This window comes from Variovorax multivorans (genome assembly GCF_051216835.1).
Taxonomy (GTDB): domain Bacteria; phylum Pseudomonadota; class Gammaproteobacteria; order Burkholderiales; family Burkholderiaceae_C; genus Variovorax.
Map to the genome: position 1 here is coordinate 582,910 of NZ_JBPJZL010000003.1, position 19,128 is coordinate 602,037.

Annotated in this window: 16 protein-coding genes; 4 read left to right on the forward strand and 12 right to left on the reverse strand. The window is 66.9% G+C overall.

Translation table 11 applies throughout. The features are described from left to right. Positions 1-58: 58 nt before the first annotated feature. Genes ACSFCA_RS09790 through ACSFCA_RS09815 form a run of 6 tightly spaced genes read right to left on the reverse strand, consistent with a single transcriptional unit; the run spans position 59 to position 4,629 of the window. Positions 59-805 carry a lysophospholipid acyltransferase family protein gene (locus tag ACSFCA_RS09790; protein ID WP_093177416.1) on the reverse strand — a complete coding sequence of 249 codons (747 nt, stop codon included), beginning with the start codon at positions 803-805 and terminating at the stop codon, positions 59-61. Positions 806-832: 27 nt separating this feature from the next. Beyond that, on the reverse strand, positions 833-2,116 hold the full coding sequence (locus tag ACSFCA_RS09795; RefSeq protein WP_093056624.1) for a dihydroorotase: 1,284 nt from the start codon (positions 2,114-2,116) through the stop codon (positions 833-835). Next, the gene (locus ACSFCA_RS09800; RefSeq protein WP_435459120.1) at positions 2,113-3,075 is read right to left on the reverse strand and encodes an aspartate carbamoyltransferase catalytic subunit; all 963 of its coding nucleotides are present in this window, start codon (positions 3,073-3,075) and stop codon (positions 2,113-2,115) included. The genes ACSFCA_RS09795 and ACSFCA_RS09800 overlap by 4 nt, the downstream gene beginning before the upstream one ends. Then, a complete protein-coding gene (gene pyrR, locus ACSFCA_RS09805) occupies positions 3,075-3,572 on the reverse strand; it encodes a bifunctional pyr operon transcriptional regulator/uracil phosphoribosyltransferase PyrR (protein WP_435459119.1) in 498 nt (165 codons plus the stop codon). Before pyrR ends, ACSFCA_RS09800 begins: the two co-directional genes overlap by 1 nt. Beyond that, entirely contained in the window at positions 3,569-4,018 is a 450-nt protein-coding gene (gene ruvX / locus ACSFCA_RS09810) for a Holliday junction resolvase RuvX (RefSeq protein WP_435459118.1), read from the reverse strand. Before ruvX ends, pyrR begins: the two co-directional genes overlap by 4 nt. Positions 4,019-4,029: 11 nt before the next feature. Continuing rightward, positions 4,030-4,629 (reverse strand): YqgE/AlgH family protein, encoded by a 600-nt coding sequence (locus tag ACSFCA_RS09815; protein ID WP_258352890.1) that lies wholly within the window; start codon positions 4,627-4,629, stop codon positions 4,030-4,032. On the opposite strand from ACSFCA_RS09815, the gene ACSFCA_RS09820 reads away from it, so the two are divergent. Beyond that, positions 4,630-6,129, forward strand: a complete 1,500-nt coding sequence (locus ACSFCA_RS09820; protein WP_435459117.1) for a cryptochrome/photolyase family protein — start codon at positions 4,630-4,632, stop codon at positions 6,127-6,129. 54 nt (positions 6,130-6,183) lie between these two features. Here the strand turns inward: ACSFCA_RS09820 and ACSFCA_RS09825 are convergent, their stop codons facing one another. The 6 genes from ACSFCA_RS09825 to ACSFCA_RS09850 form a co-directional block, all read right to left on the reverse strand. Next, complete coding sequence (locus ACSFCA_RS09825) at positions 6,184-12,315, reverse strand: hybrid sensor histidine kinase/response regulator (RefSeq protein WP_435459116.1); 6,132 nt, start codon at positions 12,313-12,315, stop codon at positions 6,184-6,186. A gap of 34 nt (positions 12,316-12,349) precedes the next feature. Next, positions 12,350-14,662, reverse strand: coding sequence for a methyl-accepting chemotaxis protein (locus ACSFCA_RS09830; protein WP_258352887.1), 2,313 nt, complete (start codon positions 14,660-14,662; stop codon positions 12,350-12,352). A 42-nt stretch (positions 14,663-14,704) separates the two neighbouring features. Then, complete coding sequence (locus ACSFCA_RS09835) at positions 14,705-15,238, reverse strand: chemotaxis protein CheW (RefSeq protein WP_435459115.1); 534 nt, start codon at positions 15,236-15,238, stop codon at positions 14,705-14,707. A 19-nt stretch (positions 15,239-15,257) separates the two neighbouring features. Continuing rightward, positions 15,258-15,623: a response regulator gene (locus ACSFCA_RS09840; protein WP_093056632.1), complete on the reverse strand. Its 366-nt coding sequence runs from the start codon at positions 15,621-15,623 to the stop codon at positions 15,258-15,260. After that, positions 15,623-16,021: a response regulator gene (locus tag ACSFCA_RS09845; RefSeq protein ID WP_021012487.1), complete on the reverse strand. Its 399-nt coding sequence runs from the start codon at positions 16,019-16,021 to the stop codon at positions 15,623-15,625. Before ACSFCA_RS09845 ends, ACSFCA_RS09840 begins: the two co-directional genes overlap by 1 nt. Before the next feature lie 84 nt (positions 16,022-16,105). Further along, positions 16,106-16,276: a rubredoxin gene (locus tag ACSFCA_RS09850; RefSeq protein WP_007838397.1), complete on the reverse strand. Its 171-nt coding sequence runs from the start codon at positions 16,274-16,276 to the stop codon at positions 16,106-16,108. 111 nt (positions 16,277-16,387) lie between these two features. On the opposite strand from ACSFCA_RS09850, the gene thiD reads away from it, so the two are divergent. The 3 genes from thiD to ACSFCA_RS09865 are packed head-to-tail and all read left to right on the forward strand — an operon-like array spanning position 16,388 to position 19,116. After that, complete coding sequence (gene thiD / locus ACSFCA_RS09855) at positions 16,388-17,350, forward strand: bifunctional hydroxymethylpyrimidine kinase/phosphomethylpyrimidine kinase (protein WP_093056633.1); 963 nt, start codon at positions 16,388-16,390, stop codon at positions 17,348-17,350. Beyond that, positions 17,350-18,630, forward strand: a complete 1,281-nt coding sequence (gene hemL, locus ACSFCA_RS09860; protein WP_435459114.1) for a glutamate-1-semialdehyde 2,1-aminomutase — start codon at positions 17,350-17,352, stop codon at positions 18,628-18,630. Before thiD ends, hemL begins: the two co-directional genes overlap by 1 nt. A 3-nt stretch (positions 18,631-18,633) precedes the next feature. After that, a complete protein-coding gene (locus tag ACSFCA_RS09865) occupies positions 18,634-19,116 on the forward strand; it encodes a hypothetical protein (protein ID WP_258352885.1) in 483 nt (160 codons plus the stop codon). Positions 19,117-19,128 lie beyond the last annotated feature (12 nt).

Here is a 19,128-nt window from a genome sequence, read left to right on the forward strand (position 1 = left end):
CCTCACGGCGCATTCCTGCGTCGTTAAGCGCTCCCTCGAGGAGCGCTTTTTTTTGACTTCAGTGTGTTTCGCGGCGCAACTGCTGCACGTCTTCATGCAGCGACTGCGCCCAGGCGCGGCGCTCGCGGCCATGCGGGTCCTGCGGCTCGCCGAAGCGCACGATGGCCAGCAGTGGCGGCGCGCGCAGGGTGTTCCACAGCGAGGCGGCGAGGCTGTCGTCGTCGATGTAGCGCGGAGCCTGGCTGGTCTCGCCGGTAGCAGCATCGGCAAAGCGCAGCGCGGCGGGCAGCACGGGTGCACCCGAGGAAATGGCTGCCTGCAGCAGGTTGGCATGGAACGGCAGCAGGCCGCGGCCGTCGCTGGTCGTGCCTTCGGGAAACACGCCGATCAAATCGCCGTTGCGCAGCGCCTCGGTCATGTGGTGCACCACGCGCAGCGCGTCGCGGCGGCGTTCGCGCTCGATGTAGAGCGTGCCGGAGCCGTTGGAAAGCGTGCCGATCAGCGGCCAGTTCTTGACGTCCGACTTCGACACGAAGCGCACATGGCGCGCCGCATGGAGGCAGGTGATGTCGAGCCACGAGAGGTGATTGCAAATGAGCAGCACCGGTCCCTCGGGCGGCGGAGTGCCTTGCACCTTGAGCGTGATGCCCATGATCTCGAGCATGCGCTTCGACCATGCCTGCACGCGCGCATTGCGCTCTGCCTGCTCGAGGCTGGGAAAGGTGAAGCGGATCGTCCACCAGCCGACCAGCGCATGCCCCACCGCGTGCAGCAGGCGCCAGCAGGCTTTCAACGAATGAACCATCGGGGCGTCGTTCTTTCTTTCTGTCTGTCAGCCGTGCACGACCCGGCCTGCCACCAGCGTGTGCCGCGCGCGGCCCTGCATCGGATAGCCGGCGAACGGCGTGTGCTTGCCCTGGCTCTTGAGCGCATCGGGCAGCACCTGCCATTCGAGCCCGGGGTCGGCAATGCACAGGTCGGCCACGCCGCCTTCCACCAGGCGGCCGATGCCGGTGCCCGCGTCTTCGGCGGCCAGCAGGCGTGCCGGCGCGGAGGTGATGACCTCGATGGCGCGCGCCACGCCCGCGCCACTGCGCTCGCCCCATTGCAGCGCGAGCGGCAGCAGCAGTTCGAGCCCGGTCGCGCCGGCTTCGCTTTCCGCAAAGGGCAGCGTCTTGGCGTCGGCCTCGACCGGCGTGTGGTCGGACACCAGCGCATCGATGGTGCCGTCGGCCAGCGCGGCAGAAAGCGCCTCGCGGTCGCCCTGCTGGCGCAGCGGCGGGTTCAGGCGCGCGCGGCTGTCGAAGTAGCCGATGTCGGTGTCGACAAGATGCAGCGAATTGATGCTGACGTCGCAGGTGAGCGGCAGGCCCTGCGCCTTGGCTTCGCGCACCAGCGCCACGCCACGGGCGCTGGAGATGCGGCACAGGTGCACGCGCGCGCCGGTGGCCTTCATCAACTCGACGATGGTGAAGATGGCGATCGTCTCGGCCGACACGGGCACGCCCGCAAGGCCGAGCCGCGTGGCGAGTGGGCCGCTGGCTGCAACGCCCTTGCCGAGGTCGCGGTCCTGCGGACGCAGCCACACGGTGTAGCCGAAGGTGCTGGCGTACGACAGCGCGCGCTGCAGCACCTGCGTGTCGGCCAGCGGCACGTCGGCCTGGCTGAAGCCGATGCAGCCGGCCTCGGTGAGTTCGGCCATCTCGGTCAGCACGCCGCCAGCGAGGTTGCGCGTGAGCGCGCCGAGCGGAAACAGGCGCGCGCACTGCAGCTTCTCGGCGCGAAACTTGAGCATCTCGACCAGGCCGGGTTCGTCGAGCACGGGGTCGGTGTCGGGCGGGCACACGAGGCTGGTGACGCCGCCGGCAATGGCCGCGGCCATTTCGCTTTCGAGCATGCCTTCGTGCTCGTAGCCTGGTTCGCGCAGACGCGCGGCAAGATCGACGAGACCAGGGGCGACGATGCAGCCCGCGGCGTCGATGGTGCGCTCGGCCTTGAAGCCGGCGGGGATGCTGCCGATGCCGGCGATCTTGCCGTCGGCGATGGCGATGTCGGCCTTCTTGTCGATGCCCGAAGCGGGGTCGACGACGCGGCCGTTGGTGATCAGTGTGTTCATGCTTCGTTACCTGCCACGATGCTCATGACGGCCATGCGAACCGCGATGCCGAAAGTGACCTGCGGGAGGATCACGCTCTGCTTGCCGTCGACCACGGTGGAGTCGATCTCCACGCCGCGGTTGATCGGGCCCGGGTGCATCACGATGGCGTCCGGCTTGGCCAGCTGCAGCTTCTCGGGCGTGAGACCGAAGGTCTTGAAGAACTCCTGCGACGACGGCAGCAGCGCGCCGCTCATGCGCTCGTTCTGCAGGCGCAGCATGATGACGACGTCGCAGTCCTTGATGCCCTCTTCGAGCGTGTGGCAAACACGCACGCCCATGCCGGCCATGTCGCTCGGCACCAGCGTTTTGGGGCCGACCACGCGCACTTCGGCGCAGCCGAGCGTGGTGAGGGCATGGATGTCGGAGCGCGCCACGCGCGAATGCAGCACGTCGCCGACGATGGCGACCGTGAGGTTCGTGAAGTCTTTCTTGTAGTGGCGGATCGTGTACATGTCGAGCAGCCCCTGCGTCGGGTGCGCGTGGCGGCCGTCGCCGGCGTTCACCACGTGCACGTGCGGCGCCACGTGCTGCGCGATCAGGTAGGGCGCGCCCGACTCGCTGTGGCGCACCACGAATAGGTCGGCCGCCATGGCGCTCAGGTTGGCGATGGTGTCGAGCAGCGACTCGCCCTTGGTGGCCGAGGAGCGCGCGATGTCGAGGTTGATGACATCGGCCGAGAGGCGCTTGGCCGCGATCTCGAAGGTGGTGCGGGTGCGGGTGCTGTTCTCGAAGAACAGGTTGAACACGCTCTTGCCGCGCAGCAGCGGCACCTTCTTCACCTCGCGGTCGCTCACGCTCGTGAAGTTGGCGGCGGTGTCGAGGATGTGCGTGACGATGTCCTTGGGCAGGCCTTCGATCGACAGCAGATGGATCAGCTCGCCGTTCTTGTTGAGCTGCGGATTTCGCTTGTAGAGCATTACTTGTTTTCCTCCACCTTGAGGCTGAAGGCACCATCGTTGGCGCGCGCGAGGGCAAGCAGTTGAGTGTTTGGCAATGTGAGCGTGGTAGCGGCGAAGTCGGCGGCAACGGGCAGTTCGCGTCCGCCCCGGTCCACCAGCACCGCCAGGCGCACGCTGGCTGGACGGCCGAAGTCGAACAGCTCGTTGAGCACCGCGCGGATGGTGCGGCCCGTGTAGAGCACGTCGTCGAGCAGCAGCACGTCGGTGCCGTTCACATCGAAGGGCAGCACGGTCTGCGCGCTCGCCGAGAGGCCGCGGCGCGCGAAGTCGTCGCGGTGCATGGCCGACGAGATGACGCCGGGGGCGCCGCTCAGACCCAGGTCTTTCTGCAGGCGTTCGACCAGCCAGGCGCCGCCGGAGGTGATGCCCACCAGCTTTGTCTCGGGGCGCATCAGCGCCTTCACGCCGGCCAGCAGCTTCGTGTAGAGCGCTTCGGCATCGGGAATTGAACTCACGGGAGACTCCTCAAAAATTGCTCCAGGATGATGCAGGCCGAAGCAGCGTCGGCATCGCGCGCGCCCGATGACAGAGCCTCGGTGGTGCTGTAGCGCTCGTCGACCTCGAACACCTGGAGGTTGAAACGGCCGCGCAGCTGGCGCGCGAACTTCTGCGCGCGGCGGGTGTTCTCGTGCGGGGCGCCGTCGGGGTGGTAGGGCACGCCGATCACCAGGGCGTCGGGCTGCCATTCCTTGATGCGCGCCTCTACCTGCGCAAAGCGGGCGTCACCCTCGGCCTTGATGGTGGGCTGCGGGGTGGCTGTTTGCAGCAGCCGGTTGCCGCTGGCCACGCCCGTGCGCTTCAGGCCGAAGTCGAAGGCCAGGAAGGTCTGGAAATGGGCTGGGACGGGAACGGCAGCAGCGGGAACGGGAGAAGAAGCGGTGGGAGCGGGAGCGTCTGGCATGGCGGCTGCGCTCATGCGTGTCCGGCGTCCGGCGACAGCTTCCACGCCTCGAGGCCCAGCAGCAGCAGCGCCCTGTCGTAGCGCTGCTCGATCGGGGTGTCGAAGATCACGGCCGGGTCGGCGCCAACGGTAAGCCAGCTGTTTTCAGCCAGTTCGGACTCGAGCTGGCCTTCGCCCCAGGCCGCATAGCCCAGCGAGACCAGCACCTTGCGCGGGCCGGCGCCAGTGGCCAGGGCCTCCAGCACGTCCTTGGAAGTGGTCATTTCGAGCCCGCCGGGAATGGTCATGGTCGAGGCGTAGACCGATTCCTCGGGCTTCTCTGCCTGGGTGAAGACCGGCTCATGCAGCACGAAGCCGCGTTCGGTCTGCACCGGGCCACCCTGGAAGACGGGGGCTTCGCCCAGCTCGGGGCGGGCCAGGTGGAGCTCGATTTTCTCGAACAGCACCTTGAGGTTGATGTCGCTGGGTTTGTTGATTACCAGGCCGAGCGCACCGCGCTCGCTGTGTTCGCAGAGGTATACGACGCTGCGGTTGAAAGTTTTGTCTTCCATCCCGGGCATCGCTATCAAAAAGTGATGCGTAAGGTTCATCGGGGCAGAATCGGCGGCCATATGCCCCCGATTTTACTGGCCGTTGACAAGACCTATCCCAAAGGGCTCATGTGGTTCCGCCGTGACCTCCGGGTGGACGACAACGCGGCCCTGTATCGCGCGCTGCGGGCCTGCCGCCAGGTGGTCTGTGTTTTCGTGTTCGACAAGGCCATCCTCGACGCCCTGCCCACGGTCGACCGGCGGGTCGAATTCATCCGCGAATCGCTGGTGGAGCTCGAGGCCGAACTGCGCGCGCTGGGCGGCGGGCTGGTCGTGCGGCATGCCGCGGCGGTGCAGGAGATTCCCGCGCTGGCGCGCGAACTCGGCGTGCAGGCGGTGTTCGCCAACCGCGACGACGAGCCCGACGCGCTGGAGCGCGACGCCAAGGTGTTCGGCGCGCTGGCCAATGCCGGCGTGGCCTTCCACACCTATAAGGACTCCACCGTCTTCGACCGCGACGAGGTCATGACCAAGACCGACCAGCCTTACACGGTGTTCACCCCCTACAAGCGGGCCTGGCTGGCGAAGGTCGATGCGTTCTTTCTCAAGCCGTACCCGGTGCGCAGCCATGCCGATGCGCTGGCGCCCTCGCCGCAGGCCTATGGCGAGCCGGTGCCGACGCTGCGGGAGATCGGCTTCGAGAAGAGCAACCTCTCGGCGCTGGAGATCCCCACCGGCACGCGCGGCGCAGGCCTGCTGTTCGAGGATTTCTTCGAGCGCATCGACCGCTACCACGAGGCGCGCGACTTCCCTGCGGTGCGCGGGCCCAGCTACATGGGCGTGCACCTGCGCTTCGGCACGGTGTCGATCCGGCAGATGGCCAGCCTGGCGCACCAGCTCTCGCTGCAGGGCAACGCCGGGGCGACGACCTGGCTGAGCGAGCTGATCTGGCGCGAGTTCTACTTCCAGATCCTGGTGCACTTTCCGCACGTGCACAGGGGCGGCGAGTCGAAGAGCTTCCGGCCCGAGTACGACAAGATCGCCTGGCACCACGGCAAGCACGCCGACCAGCTGTTCGACGCCTGGTGCCAGGGCCGCACCGGCTACCCGCTGGTGGACGCGGCCATGCTGCAGATCAACCAGAGCGGCTACATGCACAACCGCCTGCGCATGGTGGTGGCGAGCTTCCTGTGCAAAGACCTGGGGCTGGACTGGCGTCGCGGCGAGGCCTACTTCGCGCTGCACCTGAACGACTTCGAGCTGGCGTCGAACAACGGCGGCTGGCAGTGGGCCAGTTCGAGCGGCTGCGATGCTCAGCCCTACTTCCGCATCTTCAACCCGGTGACGCAGAGCGAGCGCTTCGACCCCGAGGGCAAGTTCATCCGCCGCTACCTGCCGCAGCTGGCGGGGCTGTCGAATGCGGCGATCCATGCGCCGTGGTTGGCGTCGCCGGTGGAGTTGGAAGCGGCCGGCATCAAGCTCGGCGAGACGTACCCGAAGCCGGTGGTGGACCACGCCGAGGCGCGCGAGAAGACACTGCAGCGCTACGGGGTGGCGCGGGCGAAGGCACTGCAGAAATAGAAAAAGAAAAGGGCCCGAAGGCCCTTTTCTTTATCGCTGCCTGAAAACCGCGCGTCAGGCGGCGGCCGCCAGCGTTGTCGACTCGCTCGTGTACGCACGCACCAGGCGCAGCAGTTCCTCTTCCGAGTACGGCTTGCCGAGGTAGTGGTTCACGCCCAGCGTGCGCGCATAGTCGCGGTGCTTCTCGGCGATGCGCGAGGTGATCATGATGATCGGCAGCTCGGCCAGTGCGGCGTCGGCGCGGATGTTGCGGGCCAGGTCGAAGCCGTCCATGCGCGGCATCTCGATGTCCGACAGCACCACCGCCGGACGTTCCTGCTGCAGCCGTTCGAGCGCCTGCAGGCCGTCGGCCGCGAGCGACACGCGATAGCCTTCGCGCTGCAGCAGACGCTGCGTGACGCGACGCACGGTGATGGAGTCGTCCACCACCAGTACCAACGGAATCTGCGGCGCCACCGGGGCCAGCACCGGCAACGGCTCCTGCGGTGCGCCACCCTGCTCGGCCGTGGCCGATGCGGCATGCGCCGGCGCCACCAGCGCGGCGGCCTGGCGCTGGCGCGCCTGCTCGCCGTGCACCGCGGCCAGCGCCACCGGGTTGTAGATCAGCGCCACCGCACCCGAAGCCAGCACAGAGATGCCGGCCAGACCGGGCAGCCGCGCGAGCTGCGGGCCGAGGTTCTTGACCACGACTTCCTGGTTGCCCAGCACTTCGTCCACGTGCAGGGCCACGCGCTGCGCGGCGCTTCGCACGACCACGATCGTGTTGTTCTTGGCGCCCGCATGTTCGCTGCGGGTCGAGGCCTGCAGCAGCGCGCCGGCCCAATAGAACGGCACCTGTTCGTGGCCGAAGGGGTGGCTGTTGTGCAGGTAGGCGGCCTCGAGGTCGGTTCCTCCCACGCGTTGCACCAGTTCCACCAGGTTCGATGGCACGCCGACCGACACCTCGCCCGCGCGCAGCATCACCACGTGCGTCACGGCGGTGGTCAGCGGCAGCACCAGCTTGAAGGTGGTGCCCTGGCCCGGATTGCTGTGCGTTTCGATGCGGCCGCCGAGCGCCGCGATCTGCGCGCGCACCACGTCCATGCCGATGCCGCGGCCGGCCAGTTCGGAGACCTGGCCCGCCGTCGAGAAGCCGGGCTTGAAGATCAGCTCGGTGGCTTCTTCGGCCGACAGTTCCTGGTCGTGGCCCAGCAGGCCGAGAGCGCGGGCGCGCTCGGCGATGCGCTTGTTGTCGAGGCCGGCGCCGTCGTCGCGGAAGCTCACCGAGACGTCGTTGCCTTCATGGTGCAGGTCGATGACGATCAGGCCGCTGGCGTCCTTGCCGGCCTTCTCCCGCACAGCCGAATCTTCGATGCCGTGGGCCACGCAGTTGCGCAGCAAGTGCTCGAAGGCGGGCGTCATGCGGTCCAGCACGCCGCGGTCCATTTCGATCGAGCCGCCGACGATGTCCAGGCGCACCTGCTTGCCGGTGTCCTTGGAGGCCTGGCGCACCACGCGATAGAGGCGGTCGGAGATGCCTTCGAACTCCACCATGCGCGTGCGCAGCAGGCCGCGCTGCAGTTCGCGCGTCTGGCGCGCCTGCACGCTGAGGTCGTCTTCCGTCGCCTGCACCGTCTTTTGCAGCGTGCGCTGCACGGTGGCCACGTCGTTCACCGACTCGGCCATCATGCGCGTGAGTTCCTGCACGCGGGTGAAGCGGTCGAACTCCAGCGGGTCGAAGCCCTGCTGCGAGTCCTTGGCTTGCGCCAGGCGGGACTGCATCTGGCTTTCGGCCTGCACTTCGATGTCGCGCAGTTGCTGGCGCAGGCGGTCCAGATTGCCCGTGAGGTCGGACAGCGATCCGCGCAGCTGGCCGAGTTCGGCTTCCAGGCGCGAACGCGTGATGATGACCTCGCCGGTCTGCGCGACCAGGCGATCGAGCAGCTGGGTGCGAATGCGCACGGCCTGGCCCGTTGCGGCACGCAGGGGCGTGAGCAGTGCGGGCGCGGGGCGCGGTTGCAGCGTCGTGGGTGCAGCCGGTGCGGCAGCGACGAACTCTTCGTCTTCCAGGCTCGCCACGGGGGCGGCGGTTTCGTCGTTCGCCGGCACGCCGGCTTCGGGCGCCACCTGCAGCAGCTGGGCGGCGGATGCGGTCGCGGTGGCCGCGGCCACGATCTGGGCCAGCTCGACCTGCGTGGCATCGTCGGCCGCGCGCAGCGCGTCGAAGGTGGCCTGCAGGGCGTCGAGGCGCGTCAGCAGCTTTTCGATGTCGGCCCGTTCCGCGCCCTGGGAGCCCAGGACTTCGATCTCGGACTCCATGCGGTGCGCGCGCTCGCCCAGGCGCATGGCGCCAGCCAGTCGCGCGCTGCCCTTGAGCGTGTGCAGCGTGCGCAGCACCGAGGCGCGCGGCGCGCTGTCGTCGGGGTGATGCGCCCATTGGCGCAACGCCTCGCCGAGCTGGGGCAGCAGTTCGGCAGCCTCTTCCTCGAAGATCGGGAACAGGTCGACGTCGACCGCGTCGGCCAGGTCGATGGCGTCTTCGGAATCGTCCAGCGCCACGTCGGCGACAGATTCGCTGACCACCACCTGCTGCAGCGGCCGGACTTCGGCGCGCATGGCAACTTCGGTCGGCATCGGCGAATTGGCGATGTCGCGCAGCGCCTGCAGCGTGCCTTCGGCCGGATCGCGCAGGAAGCCAACGGCGAACTGGTGCAGCAGGCGGCGCAGCTCGTCGGCCGCGGCCACCAGCACCATGCCCTGCTCACGCGTGCCGCTGCCCTGCATCTGCAGATGCTGCAGCGCGGCTTCGAACAGGCGGGCCATGCCCGACAGGCTGTGGAAGCCGACCGTGGCCGAGCTGCCGGCCAGCGAGTGGGCCAGCGCGACGGTCGAGTCGGGCAGGCGTTCGTGCGATTCGAGCGCCCATTCACCGACGTCGGTGGCGAGCTGGCGCGACCACTCGTCGGCCTCGTTGAGGTAGACGTTGTAGAGCTGAATGCCGATGCGCAGCGGGCCGATGACCTTGACCTGGTCTTCGGCGCTTTCCTGCGGCGCGACGGGCGCAGCGGCCACGACGGGTTCGGGCGCTTCTGCTTCTGTTTCTGTTTCTTTGTCGGCAACGAGGATCTGCGCTTCTTCGGGCACCGGGGGTGCTTCGAAGATGGGCACGACCACTTCTTCGGCAACCGCCAGGGCAGGCAGTTCGGGCTCGGGCTCCGGTTCTGCTTCGGCCACCGGTTGCGGCTCGGGTGCGGCGACCGGCTCTTCTGGCTCTTCTTCGTGCAGCGGCAGTGCCGCGGCTTCGATGACTTCGGGCTCGGCTGCAACAACAGCAGCAGCCTGCACGGGCAGCGGCTCGGGCTCCCAGTCCAGGTCGGGCAGGCCGGCCGTGGTCGGCACGGTGGCCTCGATCGATTCGATGACTGGAGCGGGCTCTGCCGGCTCCGGCTCGGCGGCCGCTGGAGTCTTCGCAGGGGGCGCCAGGAAATCGAACTCCTCGCCGCTCGGCAAGGCTTCAAGCGCTGCAGGCTCGGTGGTCTGCTTCGCTTCGAAATCGATGAAGTCGGTCGATGCGAAATCGTCGTCGGGCTCGGGCGTGGCAGCCTTCTCGGGCTCTTGCCAAGCCACAGTTTCGAACGGCACCTCGGGCGCCGCGACCGGTGCGGGTGCTTCCGAGATGAGCGACAGGTCCGGCAGATCGGGCAGTTGCAGGGGCGGCAGCTGCGCCGCCACCGGCGCCGCAACCTCGAGCGGTGCGGGCGCGGAGTGAGGCGCTTCGGCCGCGATGTGGCGCGCGGCGACCGCCAGGGCCTCCGCATCGGCCACGCGCACCGGCGGGGGCACGGGCTCGCCGGCCAGCAGCGCGTTGGCCACGCGGCTGAACGGTGCCGATTGCCAGCCGTGCGCAGAGCCCGAGGCGATGGCCTCGACCCACTGGCTGAAGTCCTTCATCGTGCGTTCGGTGGCCGACAGCAGTTCCGGCGTGGCGGCACGCTGGTCGGCCAGCCAGGTGTTGAGCACCTGTTCGAGCGACCAGGCAGCGTCGCCGAAGTCGGTGAGGCCGACCATGCGCGAGCTGCCCTTGAGCGTGTGGAAGGCACGACGCAGGATCGTGAGTTCTTCGGTGTCGTCCGGGTAGCTGGCGAGTTCGGCAATGGCGGCCAGGCCGTTCTGCACCACCTCGCGGGCCTCGTCGAGGAAGATGTTCTGCAGGTCGTCTTCTTCGAGCTCGGTGACTTCGGTGTCGGGCAGCGCGGACGGACCGGAAATCTTGTTCGTCCAGCTGTCGGCCTTGCTGCTGAATTCCTCGATCGGCGAAACCTTGGCCTTGCGGTTGGGCGTGGCGAGAGCGGCGAGCTTCGAGGCGATCTGTGCGTCGACCTCCTCGATGCTGAGCACGGCCTGAGCGACCGGCGCCGGGCTCGGGGCGGCGCCGTCGGCAACCGCGCTGTCGGTGGCCTGACGGCCCATCAGCGGCTTGAGTTCGCCGGCTTCGGCGTCGAACACGAACAGGCGCTTGGCCAGTGCGGGCTGGTAGCCCAGCATGTCGATCAGGAAGCCCAGCGCGCCGAGGTTGTTGCCCAGCGCGTCGAAGCCGGCCATTTCTTCGGCCGGCGAGGTGCTGACGAGCATCGCCTCGACGTCGTCGCGCATGCGCTGAACGGTGAGCGCGGCCTGGTCGAGGCCGAGCACGGAGAACACGCCGCGCATCTGCAGGAGCTGCGTCGGCACGGTGCGCAGCAGGCCCTTTTCGGCCGGGCGGCGGAAATACTGGTCTAGCGATTTCTCGAGTTCGCTCAGGTGGCTGCGCAGTTCGTCGACCACAGTACCCATGGTCTGGCGGTCGCTCACGCGGCGGTAGAGGTCTTCCATCCACGGCTCGAGCGGCTCGGAATGGCCGCCCGCGCGCACGCGTTCGATGCGGCCCGCCAGTTGCAGGGTGCGCGAGGTGAGCTGCGGATCGCTGGGGTCCAGGTCTTCGAGCGCGGCTTCCAGGTAGAGCACTGAGGTGGCGACTTCCATCGCGAGTTCGGTGCCCGGGGCCTGGCCGGAGCGCACGGAGGCTTCGACCGAATGGGTCAGCGCCTGCACCATCGGCAGGCTCGGCGGGTGCAGCTTCTGCAGCGATTCGCCGAGCTGCGCGAAGGTGTCGGCCACCTGGCGCGTGCGGGTGATATCGCCGCCCGAGAGGCCCGACCACATTTCCTTGGCGGTCTCGATGCGCTTGCGCGCCTGTTGCAGCACCAGCGGATCGAAGCGGCCGAACTGCTCGACGGTGTAGTCGATGCGCTGTTCGCCGGCGATGCCCCAGGCGCTGCGCACGGTGCGCAGCGTGGCGGCGTCGTCGCTGGCGGTGGGTACGGCCTGCGCGCAGAAGAACAGCAGGTCTTGCCCGAGACGGTCGGACACGAGGCTGTCGCCGCGCGCGAGCGTGGCGTACTGCAGCAGCACGCGCGAGGCGGCGCGCTTGACGTAGGAGTCGGGCGTGATCAACCCGGTGGCCAGCGCTTCGAAGAAGCCGGCGGCCAGGGTCCAGAAGCTGGCGACGCGGGGCAGCAATGCGCCGCGGCCGAGGCCCAGGCACAGCGCATGCAACCGCCGGGCGGCCTGCACGTCGCCGGTCTTGACGAGTTGCAGCACTTCGCGGTCGAGCTTCGAGCGCACGGCCGGGTCATAGGCGATAGCGGCCTGCGTCGGCGCGGGCTTGATCTCGACCCAGCGCCAGACGGTGCTCCACAGGTCGGCGGGGTGAACGCGCTCGTTGCCGACGAGTTCCAGCACGTCGCGGTACTGGGGAAACAGCGCCACCGACGACACGGGCTTGCCGGCCAGCAGGGCGTTGAGGAAATCGGTGACAGCGAAGCCGGCACGCTCGATCTTGACCACCGCGGCATCGGTGCAGCGCTGCGGTTCGGCGATGAAGCCCTGCACCGCGAACTCGATGGCGCCAAGCACCAGCGCGGGCGAGGAATGCCCCACCATCTGCAGCGCGCCAACGGCCTGGTGCAGTTGCTGGCGGGCCATCTGCAACGGGCCGGCTTCGGGCTCGGCCGCAGCGTCCACGTCGCGCACGAAGCGCCGCAGCGACTTGCCTACACCGTCGAGGGATTTCTGGATTTCTCCCAGCACCCAGGCCAGCGGCCCGAGGTCTTCGGTGGCCGGCACGTTGCCGGCGAGGGGGGCCGTGGCAGGGGTTTGAATCGACACGTTGGGTGCTCGCCGTTCTTATCTATCTTGTGGGTCAGGCAATCTTGAAACGAGCCACCGAACGACGCAGTTCTTCGGCCATCTGCGACAGTTCGCGCACCTGCTGGGCGGTGGTGCGCGTACCTTCTCCGGTCTGTTCCGTCACGGCAAAAATGTGCTGGATGTTCGCGGCCACCACGTTGGCCGAATCGGCTTCGCGGGAGGCGGATTGCGAAATCTGCTCAATCAGGTCGGCGAGTCGGCGCGACACGCGGTCGATCTCGGACAGCGCGGTACCCGCGTTGTCGGACAGCTTGGCCCCTTCGACCACACCCTGGGTGGAGCGCTCCATGGCGCCCACGGCATCCTGGGTGTCGGTCTGAATCGCCTTCACCAGCGCCGAGATCTGGCGCGTAGCGTCTGCGGAGCGTTCGGCCAGTCGCTGAACTTCTTCCGCCACCACCGAGAAGCCTCGTCCGGCTTCACCGGCCGATGCGGCCTGAATGGCGGCGTTCAGGGCCAGCACGTTCGTCTGTTCGGTAATGTCCGAGATCAGCTCGGTGATTTCGCCAATCTCCTGCGAGGATTCGCCCAGGCGCTTGATCCGCTTGGAGGTTTCCTGGATCTGGTCGCGGATGGAGTTCATACCGCCAATGGCGTTCTGCACGGCCTGCAGACCCGAGGATGCAGCCTGCAGCGACTGGCGCGCCACCGTGGCGGACTCTTGCGCCTGGGTAGACACGCCGTTGATTCGCTCGGCCATGGTCAGCACCGACTGGCCGGTTTCGCGAATTTCGCGCAGCTGTTCGGTCGAGGCGGCCAGCAGCTCGGTCGAGGTGCTTTCCACCTGCGACGTCGTCTGCGCCACGCGGGTAGCCGTGTTCTGCACGTTGCCCACCAGCAGTCGCAGTTCTTCCACCGTGTAGTTCACCGAGTCGGCGATAGCGCCGGTGATGTCCTCGGTCACGGTGGCTTCCTGCGTCAGGTCGCCTTCGGCCACTGTCTGCAGTTCGTTCATCAGCCGAAGAATGGCGGCCTGGTTGGCGTTGTTCACGCGGCCGGCTTCGTCGGAAGCCTGCTCGGCAGCCAGACGTTCGCGTTCGGCGACGGCGGCACGTTCGCGGCCTTCGCGCACCTGCACGAAACCGATGGCACCGGCAAGTGCCAGGGCGGCCAGCGACAGCACGAACAGCAGCACGATGGTGCCGGCGCCCAGGCCGGTGCGTGCGGAGAGCTTTTCCTGCAGGTCGCCGAGCGACTTACGCAGCGGCTCGCTGTCGGTCAGGATGGAAGCCTGCGCTTCGCGCGCCGCCACCAGACCCTGCAGGTTGCCCAGAATGGCCGAAGCCTGTGTGCGCATCTGCTCGTAGGTCTTCAGGATGGCTTCGAGCTGCTGACGGGTCTGCGGGTCTTTCGAACCGGGGAAGCGCTGCTGCGCGTTGCCGTCCAGCAGGCCGCGGGTGGTTTCCTGGAAGGTGTTCAGGTCCTTGCCCAGCAGGAACACGGCGTCGGGGTTCACGCCCTCGACCGTGAAGAACTCGTTGGTCGACTTGCCGATGCGCTGCGTCAGCATCACGAGCTGGCCGGCGGCCGAGATTTCAGGCAGCGTGGCGTTCTGCTGCATCTTCAGCGACGCGACGGTTTCCGTCATTTCGAGCAGCGTGGACGACTGCTGGTTGATGTCGCGCAGAGCGGCACCCACCTGCGTCAGGATCTGGCGCTGGGCCAGCACGGCCTTGGCGCTGGCGTCGGCGCGGGTGACGAGAGGATTGATCTTGTTCATCTCCTCGTCGTACTGGTTGCCCACGCGTTCCAGACGCAACGAGTCGTCGCCGTTGGTCAGGCCCTGCACGCGGCGCGAGAGGTCGTCGGCGCTGTCCTTCACTTCGACGAACGCCGAGGCGCTGCCGACAAGAGCCTGCGAGATCGACTTGGCAAGACGCTGCGACTGCATCAGCGACTGGCCGGTGGCCGCCACCTGCTGCGCCAGGCGTTCCGCGCGAAGAATGGCGGAGCCTGCAACCAGCAGCAGCAGCAGCACCACGACGGCCAGCAGGATGGCCAGAATCCGCTGCTGCCTGGCAGGGTTGGAGCCCGCGCGGCCGCCGGTGGTGTCGGGCACCGCTTCGGCAGCCGTGGCGCCCGGCTCGTTGGCGGCGTCGCCGCCGCCCGGCAGGTCGAGCTCGCCGAAGCTGGTGTCCGTGGTCGCGGCACCTTTCCTGGCGAGGCGCACGGTTTTCTCGTCCGGAACCTGGACGGTGTCGACATCGTCAAGCGATATCGTGGAACCGGAGCCATCGACGCGGGCCTTGTCGTTCCCGTTGTTCACGGGCAGTAATTTCTTGAACTTGTCGGCGATCGAGCTCACGGTCGGTCCTTCAGGTGGTTTCCGGTACGGCGTGCGGGAGCACTACGCACCAATACTCAAAAACTGGGGTTGCTGCGAAAGCGCTTGCAGGTTGACTTCCTGCCAGCGCTCCCCCGCTGCATCGGTAAACAGATGCCCATGCCAGGCAGGTGCTTCTGCGCCAGGAGGCTCGGACGCCGTGAAGGCCTCCGCCCCCCGCAACCCCGCCAGTCGATCGACCAGCAATGCGCAGTTGACTTCGAGCAGCTCGTTGAAAGCAACGAGCCGCGACTGGATGCGCGCCGCCTCGGTGGCGGCCAGCACGACTGGAACGCCGGAGGCGAATGCCGACAGCTGCACGACGCCATAGAGGCCGCCGCGCAGGTTGGCAACGCCGAGGAACCACGGCTCCGTGTAGGGCACGGGCTGTGGCGGCGTCCAGGGAAAGATTTCGCCGGCGTGTCCCAGCGGAAAGAGGTATTTGCCCTCGCCCGCCTCGACCGCCAGCCACGTGGCAGCCACGCCCGTCGTGCGAGCGGCCTGCAGGCGGCTCGCCAGCCGGGACTGGAAGGCTCTCAGAGCATCGCGATTCGCCATGGACTCGGCAGGCTTTCGCTCAGTTCAGCGCGCTGATCTTGGACATCAGGTCGGCTGCGTTGACCGGCTTCACGATGTAGTCGCGTGCGCCCTGGCGCATGCCCCAGACGCGGTCGGTTTCCTGGTTCTTGCTGGTGCACAGGATGATCGGGATCGCCGCGTACTTCGGGTCACGGGCGATGGCGCGCGTGAGCTGGAAGCCGTTCTGGCCGGGCATCACGACGTCCATGAGGATCAGGTCGGGGTGGTCTTCTTCCAGGCGGCGCATGGCGTCGTCGGCGTTTTCAGCCGTCTTGACAGCAAAGCCGTTCTTCTGGAGGAGGTCGGTCAGGAACACCAGTTCCGTCTTGGAGTCGTCGACGACGAGGATTTTGCGAATAGGCATTACTGCACTTCCTGTTGAACGATGCCAAACTGCTGCACGGCCTGCAGCAGCTGGTCTTTGGTGAAAGGCTTGGTCAGGTAGTCTTGCGATCCGACCATACGGCCGCGGGCCTTGTCGAATACACCGTCTTTCGAAGACAGCATGACGACCGGAACGTTGGAAAAATGGGCGTTGCGCTTGATGATGGCGCAGGTCTGGTAGCCGTCGAGCCGCGGCATCAGGATGTCGCAGAAAATCAGATGCGGCTTGTGGTCGTTAACCTTGGAGAGCGCGTCGAAGCCGTCCTCCGCAAGAAGAACCTCGTGCCCACCCTGCTTCAGAAAAATCTCGGCACTGCGCCGGATGGTATTGCTGTCGTCGATGACAAGCACCTTGTAACCTGATCCATTCGGGCCCATTGCAAACGCTCCTGCTCATGAGACTTGGAAGCCCGCCGCGCCGAACATCGACGCAGACCGCGTAGCTCTATCTATGCCATGCTTTCAGATTTCAACCATTTCGAAGTCTTCCTTGCGCGCACCGCACTCAGGACAGGTCCAGTTCATCGGCACATCGGCCCAGGCCGTGCCTGCCGCGATGCCGTCTTCCGGTACACCAACCGCTTCGTCATAGATCCACCCACAAATCAGGCACATCCAAGTTTTCGTATTCATCGGAGCTTAAAGTCCTTGTTCATTAAATGCAACGAGTGTATCTATGCGTATCTCACTGGCAGACGGTAAACGTCGCGCCTATGCCACCATCCAGGGGATTCCGCCCGGCGTATGACCATCTACTTACTTCCAGCAGACAAAACCCGCAAACCGGGCGATCTTAACGACCCCTCGCAGGATGAAGGCGAGCTGGCCGAACGCGACCTGAATCCCCCCTGCGTGCTGGTGTTCAACGCCAGCGACCCCAGCGGGGCGGGCGGGCTGGGCGCCGATGCCCTCGCCATGGCGTCGGTGGGCGCACACGTCCTGCCCGTCGTCACAGGCGCCTACGCCAGGGACACGGCCGAGATTTTCGACCACTTTCCCTTCGACGAGGAGGCCATCGCCGAGCAGGCGCGCGCCATCCTGGAGGACGTGGAAGTCCAGCTGATCAAGGTGGGCTTTGCCGGTACCCCCGAGGCCCTGAGCACCATCGCCGAGACCGCCGCCGACTATCCCGAGGTGCCCGTGGTGGCCTACATGCCCAACCTTTCGTGGTGGGACGAGAACCTGATCGAGCCCTATCTGGACGCTTTTCGGGAACTTGTTTTGCCTCAGACGACGGTGTTGGTTGGAAACCACAGTACTCTGTGGCGCTGGCTGCTTCCGGACTGGAACGGCGAGCGTCCGCCCGGCGCGCGCGACATTGCGAAGGCCGCCGGCGAGTTCGGCGTGCCCTACACGCTGGTAACCGGCATGGTGCTGCCCGAGCAGTTCATCGACAACGTGCTGGCCTCGCCGCAGTCGGTGCTTGCCAACGAGAAGTACGAACGGCTCGAAGCCGTCTTCGCCGGCGCCGGCGACACCCTGTCGGCCGCGCTGGCCGCCCTGCTGGCGAGCGGCACCGACCTCGTGGCCGCAACCACCGAGGCGCTGGCCTACATGGACCGCTGCCTCGACGCGGGCTTTCGCCCCGGCATGGGCCACGTACTGCCCGACCGCCTGTTCTGGGCCGAGCCCGAGGACGACGAAGACGATGAAGACCCGGACGCCGCACCGGACTTCGCCCTCCCCCCACACGACACCCGACACTGATGACCGACCGCAACGACATTCTTTTCGAGCGCGCCCGCGCCGTGATCCCCGGGGGCGTCAACTCGCCCGTACGCGCCTTCAAGGCCGTGGGCGGCACGCCCCGCTTTATCCAGCGCGCGCAGGGCGCCTACTTCTGGGACGCCAACGACAAGCGCTACATCGACTACATCGGCTCCTGGGGCCCGATGATCCTGGGCCATGGCCACCCTGCCGTGGTCGAGGCGGTGCAGAAGGCCGTGCTCGAAGGCTTCTCGTACGGCGCGCCGACCGAGCGCGAAATCGAATTGGCCGAGGCCATCCTCGCGCTGGTGCCGTCTATGGAGATGGTGCGGCTCGTAAGCTCGGGCACCGAAGCCGCCATGAGCGCGCTGCGCCTGGCGCGCGGCGCCACCGGCCGCAAGAGCATCATCAAGTTCGAGGGCTGCTACCACGGTCACGCCGACGCACTGCTGGTAAAGGCCGGCTCCGGCCTCGCCACCTTCGGCAACCCGACCTCGGCCGGCGTGCCGCCCGAGGTGGTGCAGCACACCATCGTGCTCGAGTACAACAACCTGCAGCAACTCGAAGAGGCCTTCGCACTGCACGGCAACGACATCGCCTGCCTGATGATCGAAGCCATTGCCGGCAACATGAACTTCGTGCGCGCCACGCCCGAGTTCGCCAAGCGCTGCCGCGAACTCTGCACGCAACACGGCGCCCTGCTGATCTTCGACGAGGTGATGACCGGCTTTCGCGTGGGCCTGCACGGCGCGCAAGGCGTGCTGGGCATCAAGCCCGACCTCACTGTTCTTGGCAAGGTCATCGGCGGCGGCATGCCTTTGGCGGCCTTCGGCGGGCCGCGCGCGATCATGGAGCAGCTCGCGCCGCTGGGTCCGGTCTACCAGGCGGGAACGCTGTCGGGCAATCCGGTGGCCACGGCCTGTGGCCTCGCCACGTTGAAGGAAATCGCCAAGCCCGGCTTCTATGAAACGCTCGGCAGGAAAACGCGCACGCTGGTCGACGGCCTGAAGGCCGCCGCAGCAGCCGAAGGCCAGCCCTTCAATGCCGACAGCGAAGGCGGCATGTTCGGCTTCTTCCTGATGAAGGACCTGCCGCAAAACTATGCCACCGTGATGACAACCGACAACGCGAAATTCAATGCGTTGTTTCACGGTTTGCTCGATCGCGGCGTGTATATTGCCCCCGCGCTTTACGAAGCAGGCTTCGTGAGCGCAACCCACAGCGACGACGACATCGCCGCCACCATCGAAGCCGCAAGACAAATCTTCAGGACGCCCTAGCCCATGAACTCCCTGCGCACGTTGCCGGTCCTGAGCATCGCTCTTCTCATTCCCGGCTTCGCATCAGCGCAGGAGTCCTTCGATCCGAAGAACATCTGGATCAACCCAGGCTTCTATTCGGCGCACTTCGACGGCGGCAAGGGCTTGGAGAACGTCAACCAGGGGCTGGGCTTCGAGTACCCGCTGAACGACACCTTCCGCGTCACTGCGGGCACCTTCCGCAACAGCGACCGCCGGCAGTCGAACTACGTGGGCCTGTACGCGCTGCCCTTCGAGTTCTATGGCGTGAAGTTCGGCGCCGTAGTGGGCGGCTTCGACGGCTACCCAAACTACCGCAACGGCAACTGGTTCCCGGCCATCCTTCCGGTGGCTGCCATCGAAGGCAAGAACTGGGGCCTCAACATCGCCTACGTGCCGACGATCAAGAACCGGCTGTACGGCGCCATCACCTTCCAGCTGAAATACCGGTTCGGCAACCACGAGTAAGTCTCGCGGCCG

Bases quoted from the DNA above. Each gene is read 5' to 3' on its own strand.
- ACSFCA_RS09850 (WP_007838397.1), bottom strand. From the start codon at position 16,276: ATGAATACGAAAACTTGGATGTGCCTGATTTGTGGGTGGATCTATGAC.
- ruvX (WP_435459118.1), bottom strand. From the start codon at position 4,018: ATGCCAGACGCTCCCGCTCCCACCGCTTCTTCTCCCGTTCCCGCTGCT.
- ACSFCA_RS09815 (WP_258352890.1), bottom strand. From the start codon at position 4,629: ATGGCCGCCGATTCTGCCCCGATGAACCTTACGCATCACTTTTTGATA.
- ACSFCA_RS09795 (WP_093056624.1), bottom strand. From the start codon at position 2,116: ATGAACACACTGATCACCAACGGCCGCGTCGTCGACCCCGCTTCGGGC.
- ACSFCA_RS09800 (WP_435459120.1), bottom strand. From the start codon at position 3,075: ATGCTCTACAAGCGAAATCCGCAGCTCAACAAGAACGGCGAGCTGATC.
- ACSFCA_RS09845 (WP_021012487.1), bottom strand. From the start codon at position 16,021: ATGGGCCCGAATGGATCAGGTTACAAGGTGCTTGTCATCGACGACAGC.
- ACSFCA_RS09820 (WP_435459117.1), top strand. From the start codon at position 4,630: ATGCCCCCGATTTTACTGGCCGTTGACAAGACCTATCCCAAAGGGCTC.
- hemL (WP_435459114.1), top strand. From the start codon at position 17,350: ATGACCGACCGCAACGACATTCTTTTCGAGCGCGCCCGCGCCGTGATC.
- ACSFCA_RS09865 (WP_258352885.1), top strand. From the start codon at position 18,634: ATGAACTCCCTGCGCACGTTGCCGGTCCTGAGCATCGCTCTTCTCATT.
- thiD (WP_093056633.1), top strand. From the start codon at position 16,388: ATGACCATCTACTTACTTCCAGCAGACAAAACCCGCAAACCGGGCGAT.
- ACSFCA_RS09840 (WP_093056632.1), bottom strand. From the start codon at position 15,623: ATGCCTATTCGCAAAATCCTCGTCGTCGACGACTCCAAGACGGAACTG.
- ACSFCA_RS09790 (WP_093177416.1), bottom strand. From the start codon at position 805: ATGGTTCATTCGTTGAAAGCCTGCTGGCGCCTGCTGCACGCGGTGGGG.
- ACSFCA_RS09835 (WP_435459115.1), bottom strand. From the start codon at position 15,238: ATGGCGAATCGCGATGCTCTGAGAGCCTTCCAGTCCCGGCTGGCGAGC.